An 18,196-nucleotide genomic window follows, 5' to 3' on the forward strand; every position below is an offset into this window, starting at 1 on the left:
CAGATGGAAAAAATAGAATTCAAAGAACTCGTCGAACTGGGTTTGACGGAGCAAGATGCCATTCAAATGTTTGAGACGATGGTCCGGGCACGGAAGATTGACGAACGGATGTGGAAGTTGAACCGGGCGGGGAAAATTCCATTCCTCGTCTCCTGTCAAGGACAGGAAGCGGCACAAGTCGGTGCGGCGTACGCTCTTGAAAAAGGAACGGACTACATCTTGCCGTATTACCGCGATCTTGGTGTCGTCCTGCACTTCGGTCAGACGTCGCGTGACATCATGTTGTCCGCTTTCGCCAAAGCGGAAGATCCGAACTCCGGCGGACGTCAAATGCCGGGCCATTACGGGTCACGTGCCCTCAACATCGTCACGGGATCTAGCCCGGTGACGACGCAAGTCCCCCATGCCGTTGGGATTGCCCTAGCTGCGAAGATGCGTCAAGAGCCGCTTGTAGCCTATGTCTCATTTGGGGAAGGCTCGTCGAACCAAGGCGACTTCCATGAAGGCGCAAACTTTGCCGGAATCCATAAACTGCCGGTCATCCTGTTCTGTGAAAATAACAAATATGCGATTTCGACGCCGCTCTCGAAACAATTGTCGGCGAAACACGTCGCCGACCGGGCAATCGGTTACGGAATGCCGGGTGTGACGATTGACGGTATTGATCCGCTTGCCGTCTATAAAGCCGTCAAGGAAGCCCGTGAACGTGGTCTTCGCGGTGAAGGTCCGACATTGATTGAGGTTGAAGTCGAACGGCTTGTGCCCCATTCATCGGATGATGATGATAAATCGTACCGTTCAGCGGAAGAACTGGCTGAACTGAAAACACGTGACGGGGTCAAACTGTTCCGTGAAAAATTGATTCAGATGGGTGTCTTGACGGAAGAAACGGCACAAGACATCGAAGCAAAACTTGAACAAGAAGTTGATGAAGCGACGGCTTATGCGGAAGCAGCGGCCTATGATACAGCTGAAAACACACTCCGTTACGTGTACGATGAGGGGGAAACGAAATGACGACGTTAAGTTTAATCGAAGCGATCAACAGTGCAATCAAGGAAGAAATGGAACGCGACGAATCGGTGTTCGTCCTCGGAGAAGACGTCGGAGTCCGCGGCGGCGTTTTCCGGGCGACACAAGGATTACTCGAACAGTTCGGGGAAGCACGTGTCATCGACGCACCGCTTGCTGAAAGCGCAATTGCCGGTGTCGGAATCGGAGCTGCGATGTACGGGATGCGACCAATCGCTGAGATGCAGTTTGCTGATTTCATCATGCCGGCCGTCAACCAAATCGTCAGTGAAGCGGCAAAAATCCGGTACCGTTCAAACAATGACTGGTCGTGTCCAATCGTCATCCGGGCACCATTCGGCGGCGGGATTCACGGAGCACTTTACCACTCACAATCCGTCGAAGCGATGTTCAATTCAACACCGGGCTTAAAAATCGTCATTCCGTCTAATCCGTACGATGCAAAAGGATTGCTGAAGGCAGCCATCCGTTCCAATGATCCGGTCTTGTTCTTTGAACATAAACGCGGATACCGTCTCTTGAAAGGCGAAGTCCCGGAAGAGGATTACATCGTCGAAATCGGCAAAGCCGATGTGAAGCGGGAAGGCGAAGATTTGACGGTCATCACGTATGGACTTTGCGTTCAGTTCGCCCTTGACGCGGCAACACGCCTTGAAAAAGACGGCATTGACGTCCATATTCTGGACTTACGGACGGTTTATCCGATTGACCGGGAAGCGGTCGTCGCAGCAGCCCGAAAAACGGGGAAAGTCTTACTCGTGACAGAGGACAATAAAGAAGGCAGCGTCATGAGTGAAGTGTCGGCGATCATTGCGGAAGAAGCACTGTTTGATCTCGACGCGCCAATCGAGCGTCTGTGTGGTCCGGATGTACCGGCGATGCCATACGCACCGACGATGGAAAAATTCTTCAACGTCTCCAGTGAAAAAATCGAAGACAAAATCCGGACGCTACACGCGTACTAAGGGGGAAACGTCAATGAAAACCGAAACATTAACGATGCCACAACTTGGTGAGAGTGTAACGGAAGGGACGATTTCCCTCTGGCTCGTCAAACCAGGCGATACGGTCAAAAAATATGATCCGATTGCAGAAGTCATCACTGATAAAGTCACGGCAGAAGTTCCGTCGTCGTTTGATGGTGTCATCGATCAACTTCTCGCGGAAGAAGGTGAGACACTGCAAGTCGGGGAAGCGATCGTGACCTTGCAGGTCAGCGGCGGTTCAACGGAAGTCGCGGCGACGGAAGAAGCCGTTCCAGCTGTCGAAGACACACCCGTTTCCAGTGACCAGTCGATGAAAAAACGCTATTCACCCGCTGTTCTGAAGTTATCGTCGGAGCATGCGATTGATCTTGAACGAGTGACGGGGACGGGAGCCGGTGGACGGATTACCCGAAAAGATATCTTAAAAGTGATTGAGACGGGACAAACGCGTCAGCCGGATACCGTCGAAGCGCCGACGATTCAATCAGTCCCGGCAGCAAAACCAACAACACAACCGGAACGACAAAAACAGCCGCAAATCGCGCGGCCTCAAGCAGCTAAACCGGTGACGAGCACGACAGAAGCCGGAGACATTGAAATTCCGACGGCAGGTGTCCGTCAGGCCATCGCAACGAACATGGTTCGTTCGAAGCAGGAAGCACCGCATGCCTGGTTGATGATTGAAGTCGACGTGACAAATCTGGTCGAAGCCCGGAACCGCCATAAAGATGCCTTCTTCAAACAAGAAGGCGTGAAATTGACGTTCCTGCCGTTCTTCATGAAAGCAACGGTTGAAGGTCTAAAAAAACATCCAATCATGAATTCAACTTGGGCAGGCGACAAGATCATCCAGAAAAAAGCGATCAACTTGTCACTGGCTGTCGCAACGCAAGAAGCCTTGTTTGTACCGGTCGTCAAGAATGCCGATGATCTCAGCATTAAAGGACTGGCCCGGGCAATCGATGATTTCGGCAAACGGGCGCAAGCCGGCCAGTTGTCTTCAAGCGAGATGCAGGGCGGAACATTTACGGTCAACAATACCGGATCATTCGGTTCGATTCAGTCGGCACCGATTCTGAATTTCCCGCAAGCGGCGATTTTATCCGTTGAATCGATCGTTAAACGTCCGGTCTGGGTCAATGGGATGTTTGCAGCGCGCGACATGGTCAACCTGTGTATGTCGATCGACCACCGGGTGCTCGACGGACTCGTAGCCGGTCAGTTCCTCCAGACGGTCAAGCAAGCACTCGAGTCAATCGATCCGGATCAATTGTCTTTATATTGATTCAGACAAATCTATTGACAGAAAACGGTTTCCGACGTAACATAAAAAACAATTAGACAACAACAGACGCAATGACGAAGAGAAGTAGCCTATGAAACGATTCAAGAGAGCTGATGGGTGGTGCGAATCAGTATCGGGAAACAGGTGAATGGACTTCTGAGCATCAGACCGAACTTACAGTAGGCTCTGACGGCTACCTCCCGTTATCGAGGACGACGAATCAAGGCAACCGGTTCGTTCGAGGGGACTAGTAATAGTCAACGAAGGTGGTACCGCGGGTCTTCCCGTCCTTCATGTTTATCATGAATGGGCGAGAAGACCCTTTTCGTATTCAACTGCATAAAAAAATCGATGAATGAGTTAAGTAGTCAAACAAATCGTTGTTCCAGAGAGCGGAAGAGAGGTGGAACTTCCGTACAGCGATGTCTGATGAATGGTCTCATGAGAGCATGGCTGAACGGTAAGTAGGCCATGACGGAAGCCCCCGTTATCTTAGGCTACGATGTCTCGTCAAGACGCATCGGAAGTGAGAGGGAACATTTGTTGTTCCAATTGTGAGGTGGCACCGCGAGTCTATCGTCCTCCATACGGCATATTTGCTGTATGGAGGACTTTTTTTATATCAGGAGGCGAAACAGGATGATCGAGACAGAACAATTGATAATGGAACAACTGGAGATGAACGGAGATGAACTGACACCGATTTCGATTTTTTTACATCTCGAAGGGGACCGGAAATGTCTGCTTGAAAGCTCGGCAAGCGCGGGTAACGGCCGTTACTCGATCATCGGGGTCAACCCGGTCGAATTGCTTCGGGCGGAAGGAAATCAGGTGACACGGCAAAATCTTCACACACGAGAGACGCATGCGATGACGGGGAACCCCGTTCAACTCTTGCAACAAGCAGTCACCCGTCCGGCTACCGAAACGGATTTCCCGTTCCTGAGTGGCGCCATCGGCTATGTCGGGTATGATGCGATTCGTGCCTATGAAAACATCGGTGCCGTGCCGGACAGCGACCGGAATTTACCGGATGCCCTGCTTGCCGTGTATGACGAAATCATCTTGTATGATCATTTGGAACACCGGGTCCACTTGATCCAGACGTCACTCGGAGGACTGACTGACCGGGAAGAGATGTCCCGGCGACTCCATGAACGTAAAGCACAGCTGGAACAGACCGGGGAACGGACACGGATGGAGCGACCGCTTGAAAATATCGTCTACCAACCGCAAATCGAAAAAGAGGCGTTTCTTTCGTTGGTTGAACAGGCGAAACAACATATACGGCAAGGGGATGTGTTCCAACTCGTGTTATCGCAACGACTCGATGCGACTTTCGCCGGCGATCCGTTCCACTTTTACCGGAAACTCCGGCAGGACAACCCGAGTCCGTACCTCTTTTACATCGATTTAGGAGAAGTGATCGTGCTGGGTGCGTCACCGGAAAGTTTGATTCAAGTCAAAGGGCGGCACGTGACGACAAATCCGATTGCCGGAACACGACCGCGTGGGAAAACGAAACAGGCGGATCAAGCACTCGCCGACGAATTGCTACACGATGAAAAAGAACAAGCCGAGCACCGGATGCTCGTCGACTTAGGACGAAATGATCTAGGTCAAGTGTGTCAGGTCGGAAGCATTCATGTGTCACGGGAAATGGAGATTGAACGCTTCAAAAATGTCATGCATCTCGTTTCTGTCGTCGAAGGGACACTCGCCGAAGGAAAAACGGGAGCCGATGCGCTCGTCGCCTGCTTACCGGCCGGGACGGTCTCGGGTGCTCCGAAGATTCGTGCGATGCAGTTGATCAATCAATACGAAACGAAAAAACGGGAAGTGTATGCCGGAGCGGTTGGCTATTTTGATGTCAGCGGGAATTTAGACTTTGCTCTGGCGATCCGGACGATGGTCATCCAAGACGGAAAAGCGTACGTTCAGGCTGGAGCGGGTATAGTCTATGATTCCGATCCGATCCTTGAATTCGAGGAGACCTTGCATAAAGCGAAATCCTTACTGGAGGTTTGGAAATGATTGTACTGATCGATAATTATGATTCTTTTACCTATAACCTGTATCAATACGCTGCGGCGTATGATGAAATACAAGTCATCCGCAATGATGCGATTGAAGTGAGTGCAATTGCCGCATTACATCCGGCAGGCATCATCTTATCACCGGGACCGGGAAACCCGAACGACGCCGGGATATGTCTTGACGTCATCCGGACGTATTCCGGGAAAATTCCGATTCTCGGTGTCTGTCTCGGGCATCAAGCCATCGGGCAAGCATTTGGTGGAAACGTCGTTGAAGCAGCAGAAATCCGCCATGGTAAAACATCGAACATCCGACAGACCGGACGGTTGTTTGAAGGGTTGCCGGAACAACTGGACGTGATGCGGTATCATTCCTTGATCGTCGAGCGGACCACCTTACCGGACGTCTTGGAGATCACCGCTACGACAGAAGACGGAACGATCATGGCGCTGGAACACCGCGACCATCCGACTTACGGGATTCAATTTCACCCGGAATCGATCGGCACACCACTCGGGCAACAGATGATTCAACGATTTATCGAACTGACGAAGGAGTGACAGGAATGAAGGATGTATTGACGAAATTAACGAATGCCAACCATCTCCGTTATGAAGAAATGCAACAGGCTGCGCGCCAATTGTTTGCGACGGATGTCACGGACAGCGAAATCGCCGCCTTTCTCGTCGCCTTAAAAGCGAAAGGGGAAACCGCAGAAGAATTAGCAGGTCTGGCCTCGATCATGCGTGAAGTCGCACTCGACATTCCGGTGACGGGAACGGATTTCATCGACAACTGCGGTACGGGGGGCGACGGCTCCCAGTCGTTTAACATCAGCACGACGGCTGCATTTGTACTGGCCGGCGCCGGAGCGAAGGTTGCGAAACACGGCAACCGGAGTGTTTCCAGTAAAACCGGCAGTGCCGATGTGCTCGAAGCGCTCGGTGTGAAGTTAGATGAGACACCGGAAGACCTGGCGGCATTGCTTGAGACAAACGGGATCGCTTTCTTATTCGCCCAACGGATGCATCCCCGTGTCAAACAAATCATGAAAGTACGCCGCGACTTACGGATTCCAACGATTTTTAATCTGATTGGACCACTGACGAATCCAGTGCCGCTAAAAACACAGTTACTCGGCATTTATCGCGAAGATTTACTTGAAACGATGGCCTTGACGCTACATCGGCTCGGACGAAAACGTGCGATCGTGCTTCACGGAGCCTGTGGAATGGATGAAGCGTCACTAGCCGGGACGAACCAACTGGTCCTGCTCGACCAAGGCGAATTGATCCGCTTCAGTCTCCATCCGGAGGAAGTGGGTTTATCGGTCGCACCAATCGAAGCCATCCGCGGCGGAACAGCAGCGGAAAACGCGGACATTCTCTTACGGGTCTTGCAGGGAGAAGCCGGTCCATACCGCGATACGGTGTTACTCAATGCCGGAATCGCCTTGTTCGCTGAAGGACGCGTTCAAACGATTCGTGAAGGAATCGAACGGTCGGCAGAGAGCATCGACTCCGGTCGGGCACTTGAAAAATTACAATACTTGCAACGGATGAAACAAGAGGAGGCAATCGGATGAATATCTTAGACCGTATCATCGATACGAAACGACTGGAAGTCGCACAATTGAAAATGACCGGGGTTCCTTCGGCGGAGCATCGCCCGTTAAATCCATCGATTCATCAATCACTTGGCGGGACCGATTTATCCGTCATCGCGGAAATCAAACGGGCCTCACCATCAAAAGGCGACATCTCATTAAACGTCGATCCGGTGGAGCAGGCGAAACGGTATGCCGCCAGCGGCGCGACCGTCATCTCGGTCTTGACGGACCGGACGTATTTTAAAGGGAGTATGGAAGATCTGGCAGCCGTCACCGCAGCCGTCGATGTGCCTGTCCTCTGCAAAGATTTTATGGTTGACCGAATTCAAATTGATCTGGCGAAAGCACACGGGGCAAGTTTGATTCTGTTGATTGTCGCGGCACTCGATGATGACACACTACACGATCTGTATGACTATGCTTATGCAAGCGGGCTTGAAGTCCTGGTCGAAGTGCATGATGCGACGGAGCTCGAGCGAGCAGAACGGTTACAGGCAAAAATCATCGGCATCAACAACCGGAACTTGAAGAAATTCGAAGTGAGTCTCGACACGTCGCTTGCGTTGCTGAAGACGAAGTCGCCGGATGTCCGGTATATCAGCGAAAGCGGGATCAAGACGGTCGAGGAAGCGAAAATGTTGCACGCAGCGGGAGCGGATGGGATTTTAATCGGCGAAACCTTGATGCGGGCGGAAGATCCGGCTGATTTCATTCAAGCTGTCAGTGGAGCCAAACATGACACGCATTAAATTTTGTGGGCTGAAACGGATGCAGGACGTGCACTACGCGGTTGACCGGGCCGACTATATCGGGTTTGTCTTTGCCCCAAGCAAACGTCAAGTGACGCTGGCGGAAGCAGCGATGCTCCGGTCAGAGATTCCCGAAACGGTCCAAGTCGTAGGTGTGTTCGTCTCACCGACGCACCAAGAGGTTGAGGAAGCGATTGAGCAGGTCGGGCTTGACATGATCCAGCTCCATGGACCGGTCGCGGACGAGCTGTACCGCAAGAAACGGGTGCCGATCATTCAGGCGCTCCCGGCGGATGCACTTGATGCGATTCACCCGAAAGCGGATTTTGTTTTGTTTGATGCACCGGAAGCAGGCAGCGGGCAACCGTTTGATTGGACGACGGACTTACAAGCGGATCAACCGATATTCGTCGCAGGTGGTCTGCAGGCAGCTAACGTCGGACAAGTGATTGAACGGTATGAACCGTTTGCCGTCGATGTCTCAAGTGGTATTGAAACGAATGGTCAAAAAGATACGGAAAAAATGCAGGCATTTCATGATGCCGTAAAGGAGACTTTTAAATGACACGTTATTCACAACCGGATGCACTGGGACAATACGGGATCTACGGAGGCCGTTATATCCCGGAAACGTTGATGCAAGCCGTCCTTGAGCTGGAACAAGCCTATGCCGAGGTGAAAGAAGATCCGGCGTTTCACGAACGGATGAATGATTTACTCGAAAACTATGTCGGTCGCAAAACACCTCTCTATTATGCCGAACATTTGACGCGGGCGATCGGCGGTGCCAAAATCTACTTGAAACGTGAAGATTTGAACCATACCGGTGCCCATAAAATCAACAATACGATCGGTCAAGCCTTGCTCGCTGAACGGATGGGAAAACGAAAAATCGTCGCGGAGACCGGTGCCGGACAACACGGTGTGGCGACAGCGACCGTCTGTGCCTTGCTTGATCTCGAATGTGTCATCTTCATGGGTGAAGAAGACATCCGCCGGCAAGAGCTCAACGTCTTCCGGATGGAGTTACTTGGTGCCAAAGTCATTTCTGTAACCCAAGGGAGCCGGACGTTAAAAGACGCTGTCAACGAAGCGTTGCGTTACTGGGTCAAACATGTCGACGATACACATTACTTGATGGGATCGGTCCTCGGACCACACCCGTTCCCGGAAATCGTCCGTGATTTCCAAGCCATCATCGGTCAAGAGACACGGGCGCAAATCCTTGAAAAAGAGGGCAAGTTACCGGAAGCCATCGTCGCCTGTGTCGGAGGCGGCAGTAACGCAATCGGCATGTTCCATCCGTTCATCGATGATGAGGAAGTGGCATTGTACGGCATCGAAGCAGCCGGAAGCGGACTCGACACGGAAAAACACGCCGCCACGATGTCAAAAGGTGAAGTGGGTGTCCTGCACGGATCGATGATGTATCTGTTGCAAGATGATCATGGTCAAGTCACGGAAGCCCATTCGATTTCGGCCGGATTGGATTACCCGGGAGTCGGACCGGAACACAGTCTGTTAAAAGATATCGGTCGTGTTCAGTATGAGGCCGTGACGGACCAACAGGCACTTGATGCCCTGCAACTGCTCTGTCAAAAAGAAGGCATCATTCCGGCACTGGAGTCGGCCCATGCGGTCGCGCAGGCAACGGAACTTGCAAGAGGGATGCAACCGGAAGAAGTCGTCGTCATCTGTCTCTCCGGACGTGGCGATAAAGATGTCATGACCGTCAGAAACGCCTTAAAGGGGGAAGCATGATGCGATTAGAACAAGCGATCCGCACAGTCAACGAACGTGGTGAAAAAGCCTTTATCCCGTATGTCATGGGAGGCGACGGAGGTATCGACCGTTTACCGGACATCTTAGCGTTCCTCGAACGCTCCGGCGCGACCGCAATCGAAGTTGGTGTACCGTTTTCTGATCCGGTCGCCGATGGTCCGGTCATTCAAGAAGCGGGACTCCGGGCGTTGGCGGAACAGATCAGTTTGAAGGATGTGCTGGAAGCGATCCGGATTGCGCGTCAGTCGACAAGCGTTCCAATCGTCGTCATGACGTACTTGAACCCGATTTTCCGGTTCGGTATTGATTCGTTTCTCGCAACCTGCCGCGAAGTGGGTGTCGACGGGTTGATCATTCCGGACTTACCGCTCGAACAAAGCGATCAATTTTTTGCCGGACGCAACAAACAGGACATCGCGCTGGTTCAACTCGTGTCGCTGACGAGCCCGATGGAACGGATTGAAAAAATCGCGACGCACAGTGAAGGATTCCTCTACGCCGTGACGGTCAACGGAACGACAGGGGGACAGACCAACTTCGATGATGCACTCGAGCAACACTTGGCGAACGTGGCACAACTCAGTCCGGTTCCGGTTTTGGCCGGTTTCGGAATCAGTACACCAGCGCACGTCCGACAATTAAGCGCAAGCGTCGCCGGTGTCATCGTCGGCAGTAAAATCGTCGAGTTGCTGCAACAGGGGGATGAAGCGGCAATCGAACAGTTGATGGCCGCCCGGTTACCGGATGTGACAGTGTAAGCGGATTTGAAAAATGACGGACTTTCAGCCGTCGGAACATAAAAAGGGATGCCTGGATTATATATCCCGGCATCCCTTTTTTGTAGTCAGTCTTATTTTTTGGCGTGACTTTTCAAGACGTCGGCGACGAGACCCGATACATACGGGCTGCCCCGGTCTTCTTGCTCAACCGATTCGATCATGATGGCGACGAGCAAATCTTTTTTGTCATCATCGTAGCCGACGAAAAAGCCGTTTTCTTGTCCGTTTTCTTCGCCTGCTTTTTTCAGTTCTGCCGTTCCGGTCTTACCGGCGACCTTCACTTCTGGAATGTCCGCCGGGAGCGGGAAACCGGCATGGACGACGTCATAGAGGTCGTCCCGGATCATGGCGGCGTCTTTTGCATCGAGCAGGTCTTGTTTCCAGACCTGCTTGGTTTTTTCGTCTGTCAATAATGTCGGTCGGTAGATCGTCCCGTCTGTCAGGAAGATTTCGTACATCGAAGCGAGATGCAGAATGTTCGTCAACATCTGCCCCTGTCCGTAAGACGTATCCATCAGCTGACCGTCAGAAGCAATGGAACCGTCGTTTGAAATTTGCGATGCCCGCATCGGATAGGTGAAGGGAATCTTTTCTCCATAGCCCAAAGCCTGAAGACCTGACGTAAACGTTTCTGTTCCAAGCTGCTCGAGCGTCGACTTCGCAAAATAGACATTATCCGAGTAAACAAGCGCATTGTGGAGATTAACCGGATCGGGTGTCTCGTGGATTCGGGTGACATTAAAACCGTCGACCTTGGTTTTTAACCCGTCAATCGTATACGCTTGTTCCGGATCAAGCGTTCCGCTCTTTAAGCCGACTGCTGCCGTCAACGGCTTTTGGGTCGAGCCGGGGGCGAAGGCACTCGTGAAGCGGTTCAAGAGTGGTTGATCAGGATTATTTGTCAGCGCATCGAGTCGCGCCTGTGAAATTCCGGTCGTAAACTCGGACGGGTCGAAGCCGGGCGAACTGAGAAGAACCCGGGTCTCGCCTGTCCGTGGATCGATTGCAGCAGCAGTCCCCGGATCTTCTTTCATCGCGTTATATGTCTGCTGTTGCAACGTTCCGTCAATCGTCAGTTGGATGTCCTGTCCATCCTTTGCTTCGGTTTCTGCTACGGCAACGGTCGAATCATCCGGTTTGATGATTTCGATTCGGGCACCGGACTTGCCGCGCAACGTCTCATCGAGCACTTGCTCGAGTCCACGCTTTCCGACTTGTTCTCCGGGTTGAATCGTTTCCTTGGATTGTTTGATGTCATCAGCAGTCGCTGAACCGATGTAGCCGATCAGGTGTGAAGTCGCTTTACCGAACGGATACGTGCGGACTTCCGTTTCTTTGACAGTGACACCATCCACTTGTTTGAGTCGCGTCAGTTGTGATCTGTCATCCGCCGCAAGCGTCTTCAAGGGAACAAATTGTCCGTCCTTGACCCAACTGGCGCCGAGTGCATCTTCGATGGCAGAGACGGGACGGTCAAGCAGTGTGGCAAGTGTCGAGAGATCGTTTACTTGTCCTGCCGTGGCACCGACTTGATAACCGGTACCCGTTGTTGCCAAGGGGCGGTCGTTTGAGTCGAGCAGGTCACCGCGTTTTGCTTCGATCGTCGTTAACTGGACCTTGTCCTCTTTCTTGAAATCCTTCAAGACAAACGACGAATCCCAGTTGATGTACCAGTTTTCCGTGTCTCCTTGTTTCTCAAACGTCAACGGAACTTGTTTTTCATAAGAAACCGGTCCTGCCGTCGTCTCGAAGGAAATTTCGACAGGGAGAGCGGCTTTGTCTTGATCATCGCTTTCCGGTGACTTCAGGCGTTTGACGGACAGTTCTTTGATGTCCAACGAGTCGGTTAATTTTTTTGTTCGTTCAATGAACTCTTTTTTACCGTATGTTTGTTTGGTTTGTTCACTGGCGTAATCGGCATACATCTTGTCATAATCTTGTTTCTCCCATAATTTAATATAGGCATCTAACCGTTCTTCAGGGGTCGGTTGATCCTGGCAACCAGCAAGGATCGTCAGCGCGAAGCTGGTCGACAGGATAAGCGGGAGCGTCTTCTTCAAGGGAAATCCTCCTTTTACGATAAGTATGTCTTACCACCGTATCATGCTTTACGAAGGATTTCATCTCGAACGAACGACAAAAAATCACGCGAAGACAAAGCTTCGCGTGAGGAAAGTTCCGTTCTTAATTAAAGTAGTTCAGCGGGTTGACGCTGTTCGCAGCAGATGAAGCACTGTAAACGTAGTTTCCGCGGTGCATTTCGAAATGCAGGTGTGACCCGAATGAGTTACCGGTGTTGCCGATGTTACCGATGCGTGAACCTTTGGCGATTGTTTGACCGACAGACACCGCACGGCTGCTCAAGTGAGCGTAAACTGTCGTATACGAAAGACCGTTTACTGTGTGTTTCATCATGATGTGGTTGCCGTACGCGCCGTAATAGCGTGATGTGATGACCGTTCCGGAAGCCGATGCGTAAACCGGTGTTCCCGTTGGAGCGGCGATATCGATTCCGTTATGGAACGTATAGCCATAAACACCGCTGGCTGCACCATACCCTTGAGCAATCCGACCGCTGGCTGGACGTGAAAACCCGCTTGTCGCTTTTGAAGATGTCGTCACGCTGTATTTTTTTGCATATGTAGAAGAGATGTAACGTGCCGTACCACCATACGAAATTTTTGTCCATGATCCGGAAACACCAAGATAGTTGAATGTCTGACCGCTGTTGACGCTGCCGACAACTTTATAGGCAGTCGAAGGACCTGTCCGAACCCGTAAACCATCAGCTGTTACTTTTACTTTGTACGTTGTTGCCGCTTCAACTTTTTCAGTGCCTGTTGTAGCGAAACCAGAAACCACCAGTGCTGTCATTGTCATAGTTGTAATCATGCGTTTCATGTAGAAGTTCCTCCTAAAATGTGAAAGGCGACGGACGATTATGTAAGGGAACAAGACCCTTTCAAAGTTGTAAGATGTAAGGCGTATGTAAGTAATATGTATAAATATTTTCTTGATAGAATGATTATAGCATCGCGAATAACACAAAAATATTTCAGTTTCATTGCAAGGTTATAGTTGTATAACATATATTGTAATGGGTAATTTTTCAATCTGAATTCAGGATTAATCCTTTTAAAATAAATTGAAAAGCACTATTTTTTAAAAACAGAACATAAAAAAAGCCGTTGATTCATCTCAACGGCATGTTTGATGCAAAGGTTTATTCCGTGATGGGTGAAAAAACAGTCAAATGTTGCGGTAACACTTGGACCGTTACCGGAAGATGGCCGGCTGTATCTCCATCCGCGTTGATCGGAAGTCGTTCTTTCGAATCGACGTGAACTTGAGATGTCGTAAAGTAGTCGACTTGATCGGCATCTGAGATGTTTCCAGTCAAGAGTTTTGGCAAGGCTTGTAACGCATCAAAGAAACCAAGCTGTTTGACGATGAACACATGTAACAATCCGTCATCAACGCGGGCGTCCTTGGCGAACGATTCGAAACCGCCAACCGAATTGGTCAAGGAGATAATCAGAAGCGGCGTTTCACCATCAAACGATTTTTCTTCGGCTGTTAATTGGATCGGGTAGGGGCTGTGGTCTTTAAACGCTTTTAATCCTTCAATGAAGTAAGCGACAGAACCGAGGGACGTTTTTTGCTCGACACTCACTTCCTCGACTGCTTCGGCGATTAAGCCGACAGCAATGACATTCATGAAGTAGTGATCGTCATACTTGCCGATGTCGAGTGGACGGGAAGGAGCGTCTTCCAAAACGCGGATCGCCTCTTCTGCATCTGTCGGAATATTTAAAGCACGGGCCAAATCGTTTACCGTGCCGAGTGGAACGATTCCGAGCGTCGGCCGATGATCTTGTTCGGCAATTCCGGTGATGACTTCATTGACCGTCCCGTCTCCTCCCATGGCGACGACGGCATCGTATTGTCCGAGTGCGGCCTCTTTCGCGAATTCTGTTGCGTCGCGTTCTTTTTCTGTAAAGCGAACATCGACTTCCGTAAAACGTTGCGCTAACGTTCCTTCTGCGAGTTCGGCATGTTTTTTGCCAAGTTCTTTACCGGATGACGGATTGATGATGAGCATGACTTTTGACACAAATGATTCCTCCTTTGATTCTACCTGTTCCTATTTTCCCAAGATTGCATAAACGTAATCCTGAACAGAAAAAAACCTTGGACATTACGGAAGGCGTAACATCCAAGGCAAGGCATACAATTAGCGGCGCGCGATCGGAGGCGGTGACGCTTCTCCAGCTGCAGGACGGACGGCTTCTTCTTCATCCCAACACTCTGTGTTTTCAATGCCGAGTGCTTTTGCCGAGAAGACCGGATCAAGTCCTTTTTTCCGTTGTTCCTGGTAATCGTTGATGACTTTGAGGGCGATGCCGCCTAAGAGCGAGATCGCTGTCAAGTTGATTAACGTCATACCGGCCATGAAGAGGTCGGCGAAACTCCAGACCATACCGAGGCTTAAGACAGAACCGATGAAGACGAAAGCCATCGTTGCGATTCGGAATCCGAACACAGCGGCTGGACTCTTTTTGATGAATTCGATGTTCGTTTCACCGTAGTAGTAACTGCCGACGATTGAACTGAAAGCGAATAAGAAGACACAGATTGCGATAAAGGCAGGAGCGACGGCACCCAATTGTTCACCTAATGCGTTCTGTAACATCGCGATTCCTTCGCCGTTACCGGCTGCATAACTGTCGCTGAGAAGAACGATGGCAGCAGTTGCTGTACAGACGATCAACGTATCAAGGAAAACACCGAGTGTCTGTAAGAAACCTTGTTTTGCAGGGTGAGAGACTTCCGCAGCGGCTGCTGCATTTGGTGCAGACCCCATACCGGCTTCGTTTGAGAACAGACCACGTTTTACTCCGAGTGAGATGGCTGCTCCGACGGATCCGCCAAATGCTTGTTCAATTCCGAACGCGCTCTTGAAGATCATCGCGAAGACACCAGGAAGTTCCGTGAGATTCGTGACGACGACGAAGAGAGCAGCGATTAAATAAAGACCTGCCATGACAGGGACGACGATGGCTGAGAATTTTGCGACGCGGTGGACACCACCGAAGATGACGAGTCCTGTCAAGACGACCAAGATACCACCGATGACAGCTTTGTTGATTCCGAATGCATTATCAAAGGCTGCAGCGATCGTGTTCGATTGAACCGAGTTGAAGATCAAACCGAATGTGACGGCGATTAAAATCGCGAAGACGATTCCAAGGGCACGGTTTTTTAGTCCTTTTTCAATGTAGTAGGCTGGACCTCCGCGGTAAGCATTGTTTTTTGTATCGCGGACTTTGTAGACTTGAGCCAGTGTACTTTCGATTAAGGCAGTAGCGCCTCCGAGCAAAGCGACCATCCACATCCAGAAGACGGCACCCGGACCACCAAGCGTGATGGCGATGGTAACACCGGCCAGGTTACCGGTTCCGATTCGTGTAGCGGCACCGATGAAGAACGATTGAAGCGATGTAATGCTTTCTCCTCCGTCATCCGTCGTTTTTTCATTTTTATCGAGCGTCACTCGGAACATTTCTTTTAAGTACCGGAACTGAATGAACTTCGTCCGAATCGTGAAATAGATGCCGACCCCGATCAGTGCTGCGATTAAGATATAAGACCATAAGATGTTGTTCGCAAAATCGACTCCTGATTGTATTGCTTGTTGAAAGGCATCCATTTGAAAAATTCCTCCTAAAGTTTTTTTGTAGAAAAAATAGCTATACGTTGAATTATACGAATTTTCAGATAATATGCAAGAAAAATTTTAAAACTTTTTTTCATAAATTAACACGGTTAACTATTTAGAAAGTAGAGAATTTGAACTGTTTTTAAAAAATAAAAGAGACCTGTCGACTAAATCGACAGGTCTTAAAATCACATAATTTAGGAGGAATGACTCATTCCGAAGCTAAAAATTGTTCGTATTGCGCATCGAGCTGTTGGACAAGTAGTTCACGGACAGAAAAAAGTTTCACCGTCTCTTCATAATCCGTCGTTTCAGCAAGTTGCCGATCAAGCATCGTCAGTTCCTGTTCCAATCGTTCGATCGTCGCTTCTACTTGACGTGTTGTCTGTACTGGAATAGAAGGAGAGGGTCGTTTTTTAGCAGAAACGACGTTCTTCGGTATTTTGGCGACAGGCGGCTGTGTTTGCCTTTTGGTTGACGCATAGGCATACGAACCGGGAAACAGCTCCATCGTCTGATCAAGCCAAAGGGTCTTCGTGAACAGCCGGTTCAAGAAATAGCGGTCGTGCGAAACGGCGATCAACGTTCCGTCAAATGATTCGAGTGCTTCTTCGAGCGCATCACGTGATTCGATGTCGAGATGATTGGTCGGCTCATCCAAAATCAGTACGTTCAAATCGGAGTGGACCAGAATCGCGAGCATCAGCCGCATGCGTTCACCACCACTTAACGCCTCGACCGGTAAGAAGACCCGGGGGCCAAAAAACAAGAACTGGGCGAGACGCTGCCGCGCCGTTCCTTCATCGAGATCAACGGTCGCGCGAAAAACGTCGATTAAACGTTCACCGGGCGGGAAGTCAATGCGTTGCGACAGATAGCCGATTTTCACTGACGGTCCACGCGTAATCAGACCGCTTGTCGGTTCGAGATGGCCTAACAGGAGATGCAATAGTGTGGATTTTCCGCTTCCGTTTGCGCCGACGATGGCGATTCGATCTTTTGCTGAAATCTCAAAGGTTAATGAATGAAGCAACGGTTGCTTAGAGAAGGCAATACTGACATCCTCGACGCGGTAAACCATCCGGCTCGTTTTTCCATGTGCTGCAAACGTAAGATCGGGGGTCTCGGCGTCAAGCTTCGGGCGTTTGATCCGTTCAATCCGTGCAAGTGCCCGTTCCATCGATTTTGCTTTTCGGAACAGTTTTTCGCTTGGTGGTGACGCTTCGTTTGCCCATTGCCGCAGACGGCGGATCGCTTCCTTCATCTGCTTGATCTTCTTCTGTTGTTCCTGGTAAGCATGGAATTGCTCAAGTAGAAGGCGTTCCTTTTCCTTCACGTAAAACGTGTAATTTCCCTGGTACAGCTGAATCTGACCCTCCTCCAGTTCAGCGATGCGCGTCACGACCGCATCAAGAAACACACGATCGTGGGAGACGATCAGGACAGCCCCGGTATAATCGGCTAAAAAGGATTCCAGCCACTCGACGGCGTCTAAATCCAGATGGTTCGTCGGTTCGTCGAGGATCAACAACTCCGGCTCGGTCAACAACATCCGTCCGAGGCAGATTTTTGTCTGTTCGCCGCCGCTGAGCTGCTCAAACGGACGGTCCAAAAGGGCATGTAACTGCAAGCCGTTAATCATCCGGTCGATTTTGGAATCCAGCAAATATCCGCCTTGGCGCTCAAATGCTTCCGTCTCTTGCGTGTAGCGCTCGAGCAACTGATCGATCTGATCGATGTTTGTCGCCATGTCCCGTTCGATTTGTTGCAGGGAGCGTTGTAAATCGACAAGCGTGGCGAAGGCAGTCCACAGGACATCACGCCCCGTCATTACGTTGTCGAACACGGGAAGTTGTGCCAAATAACCAATGGAGAGTCCGCTTTTTTGATAAATCGTTCCGCTGTCTTCGGAATCAAGACGGGCAATCAAACGTAAGAGCGTCGTTTTGCCGCTTCCGTTTCGGCCGATCAAGCCGATGCGGTCCTGGTGCTCGATAAAGAGGGAGACGTCCGTTAAGATATCGTCGCCTCCGAATTGTTTTGTCAGGTGTTGGATGTCGCAGATCATCATATGAAATGTCCTCTCTGGCACATCAAAAAAAGGAGAGCGCAAACAGCACTCTCCTTGACTCGTGGAAGATGCGCTTTGCTTTATTTTTCAGGTATTGGGTTCGTTAAAAAAGGGCAGACTAGTCCCTTAGAACGCCATTCCATGAAA

General features: G+C 50.5%; 15 protein-coding genes and 2 other annotated features. Of the genes, 10 read left to right on the forward strand and 5 right to left on the reverse strand.

Annotated elements, in window-relative coordinates:
- Positions 1–3 precede the first annotated feature (3 nt).
- The 10 genes from KNP87_RS06265 (at position 4) to trpA (ending at position 10,238) form a co-directional block, all read left to right on the forward strand.
- A complete protein-coding gene (locus tag KNP87_RS06265) occupies positions 4–1,017 on the forward strand; it encodes a thiamine pyrophosphate-dependent dehydrogenase E1 component subunit alpha (protein WP_026833545.1) in 1,014 nt (337 codons plus the stop codon).
- Positions 1,014–1,997 (forward strand): alpha-ketoacid dehydrogenase subunit beta, encoded by a 984-nt coding sequence (locus KNP87_RS06270; protein WP_026833544.1) that lies wholly within the window; start codon positions 1,014–1,016, stop codon positions 1,995–1,997. Before KNP87_RS06265 ends, KNP87_RS06270 begins: the two co-directional genes overlap by 4 nt.
- 13 nt (positions 1,998–2,010) lie before the next feature.
- Complete coding sequence (locus tag KNP87_RS06275; protein WP_214721148.1) at positions 2,011–3,303, forward strand: dihydrolipoamide acetyltransferase family protein; 1,293 nt, start codon at positions 2,011–2,013, stop codon at positions 3,301–3,303.
- Positions 3,304–3,365: 62 nt separating this feature from the next.
- Positions 3,366–3,598 (forward strand) — a binding site (T-box leader).
- Positions 3,599–3,645: 47 nt separating this feature from the next.
- Positions 3,646–3,890, forward strand: a binding site (T-box leader).
- Between the two features lie 52 nt (positions 3,891–3,942).
- Positions 3,943–5,337, forward strand: coding sequence for an anthranilate synthase component I (trpE, locus tag KNP87_RS06280; RefSeq protein ID WP_214721149.1), 1,395 nt, complete (start codon positions 3,943–3,945; stop codon positions 5,335–5,337).
- Positions 5,334–5,900 (forward strand): anthranilate synthase component II, encoded by a 567-nt coding sequence (locus tag KNP87_RS06285; RefSeq protein WP_119922507.1) that lies wholly within the window; start codon positions 5,334–5,336, stop codon positions 5,898–5,900. Before trpE ends, KNP87_RS06285 begins: the two co-directional genes overlap by 4 nt.
- A 5-nt stretch (positions 5,901–5,905) precedes the next feature.
- Complete coding sequence (gene trpD, locus KNP87_RS06290) at positions 5,906–6,925, forward strand: anthranilate phosphoribosyltransferase (RefSeq protein ID WP_214721150.1); 1,020 nt, start codon at positions 5,906–5,908, stop codon at positions 6,923–6,925.
- Entirely contained in the window at positions 6,922–7,698 is a 777-nt protein-coding gene (gene trpC, locus KNP87_RS06295) for an indole-3-glycerol phosphate synthase TrpC (RefSeq protein WP_214721151.1), read from the forward strand. The genes trpD and trpC overlap by 4 nt, the downstream gene beginning before the upstream one ends.
- Complete coding sequence (locus KNP87_RS06300) at positions 7,685–8,263, forward strand: phosphoribosylanthranilate isomerase (RefSeq protein ID WP_214721152.1); 579 nt, start codon at positions 7,685–7,687, stop codon at positions 8,261–8,263. Before trpC ends, KNP87_RS06300 begins: the two co-directional genes overlap by 14 nt.
- A complete protein-coding gene (gene trpB / locus KNP87_RS06305) occupies positions 8,260–9,459 on the forward strand; it encodes a tryptophan synthase subunit beta (protein ID WP_026833537.1) in 1,200 nt (399 codons plus the stop codon). Before KNP87_RS06300 ends, trpB begins: the two co-directional genes overlap by 4 nt.
- Complete coding sequence (gene trpA / locus KNP87_RS06310) at positions 9,459–10,238, forward strand: tryptophan synthase subunit alpha (RefSeq protein WP_214721153.1); 780 nt, start codon at positions 9,459–9,461, stop codon at positions 10,236–10,238. The genes trpB and trpA overlap by 1 nt, the downstream gene beginning before the upstream one ends.
- 92 nt (positions 10,239–10,330) lie before the next feature.
- Here trpA and KNP87_RS06315 read toward each other — a convergent pair whose 3' ends face one another.
- From KNP87_RS06315 to abc-f, 5 genes are all read right to left on the reverse strand, one after another.
- Positions 10,331–12,319: a penicillin-binding transpeptidase domain-containing protein gene (locus KNP87_RS06315; protein ID WP_214721154.1), complete on the reverse strand. Its 1,989-nt coding sequence runs from the start codon at positions 12,317–12,319 to the stop codon at positions 10,331–10,333.
- A gap of 124 nt (positions 12,320–12,443) precedes the next feature.
- Positions 12,444–13,160, reverse strand: a complete 717-nt coding sequence (locus tag KNP87_RS06320; protein ID WP_026833534.1) for a peptidoglycan DD-metalloendopeptidase family protein — start codon at positions 13,158–13,160, stop codon at positions 12,444–12,446.
- 322 nt (positions 13,161–13,482) lie between these two features.
- Entirely contained in the window at positions 13,483–14,373 is an 891-nt protein-coding gene (locus KNP87_RS06325) for a diacylglycerol/lipid kinase family protein (RefSeq protein WP_026833533.1), read from the reverse strand.
- A 120-nt stretch (positions 14,374–14,493) separates the two neighbouring features.
- Positions 14,494–15,969 carry an alanine/glycine:cation symporter family protein gene (locus KNP87_RS06330; RefSeq protein WP_119922513.1) on the reverse strand — a complete coding sequence of 492 codons (1,476 nt, stop codon included), beginning with the start codon at positions 15,967–15,969 and terminating at the stop codon, positions 14,494–14,496.
- Between the two features lie 220 nt (positions 15,970–16,189).
- Positions 16,190–18,049: a ribosomal protection-like ABC-F family protein gene (abc-f, locus tag KNP87_RS06335; RefSeq protein ID WP_214721155.1), complete on the reverse strand. Its 1,860-nt coding sequence runs from the start codon at positions 18,047–18,049 to the stop codon at positions 16,190–16,192.
- Positions 18,050–18,196 lie beyond the last annotated feature (147 nt).

This window comes from Exiguobacterium sp. s192, assembly GCF_018618795.1.
GTDB lineage: Bacteria > Bacillota > Bacilli > Exiguobacteriales > Exiguobacteriaceae > Exiguobacterium_A > Exiguobacterium_A undae.

Coding starts and splice junctions, on each gene's coding strand:
- abc-f (WP_214721155.1), bottom strand. CDS start 18,049: ATGATGATCTGCGACATCCAACACCTGACAAAACAATTCGGAGGCGAC.
- trpA (WP_214721153.1), top strand. CDS start 9,459: ATGCGATTAGAACAAGCGATCCGCACAGTCAACGAACGTGGTGAAAAA.
- KNP87_RS06270 (WP_026833544.1), top strand. CDS start 1,014: ATGACGACGTTAAGTTTAATCGAAGCGATCAACAGTGCAATCAAGGAA.
- trpE (WP_214721149.1), top strand. CDS start 3,943: ATGATCGAGACAGAACAATTGATAATGGAACAACTGGAGATGAACGGA.
- KNP87_RS06320 (WP_026833534.1), bottom strand. CDS start 13,160: ATGAAACGCATGATTACAACTATGACAATGACAGCACTGGTGGTTTCT.
- KNP87_RS06300 (WP_214721152.1), top strand. CDS start 7,685: ATGACACGCATTAAATTTTGTGGGCTGAAACGGATGCAGGACGTGCAC.
- KNP87_RS06285 (WP_119922507.1), top strand. CDS start 5,334: ATGATTGTACTGATCGATAATTATGATTCTTTTACCTATAACCTGTAT.
- KNP87_RS06265 (WP_026833545.1), top strand. CDS start 4: ATGGAAAAAATAGAATTCAAAGAACTCGTCGAACTGGGTTTGACGGAG.
- trpC (WP_214721151.1), top strand. CDS start 6,922: ATGAATATCTTAGACCGTATCATCGATACGAAACGACTGGAAGTCGCA.
- trpD (WP_214721150.1), top strand. CDS start 5,906: ATGAAGGATGTATTGACGAAATTAACGAATGCCAACCATCTCCGTTAT.
- trpB (WP_026833537.1), top strand. CDS start 8,260: ATGACACGTTATTCACAACCGGATGCACTGGGACAATACGGGATCTAC.
- KNP87_RS06275 (WP_214721148.1), top strand. CDS start 2,011: ATGAAAACCGAAACATTAACGATGCCACAACTTGGTGAGAGTGTAACG.
- KNP87_RS06330 (WP_119922513.1), bottom strand. CDS start 15,969: ATGGATGCCTTTCAACAAGCAATACAATCAGGAGTCGATTTTGCGAAC.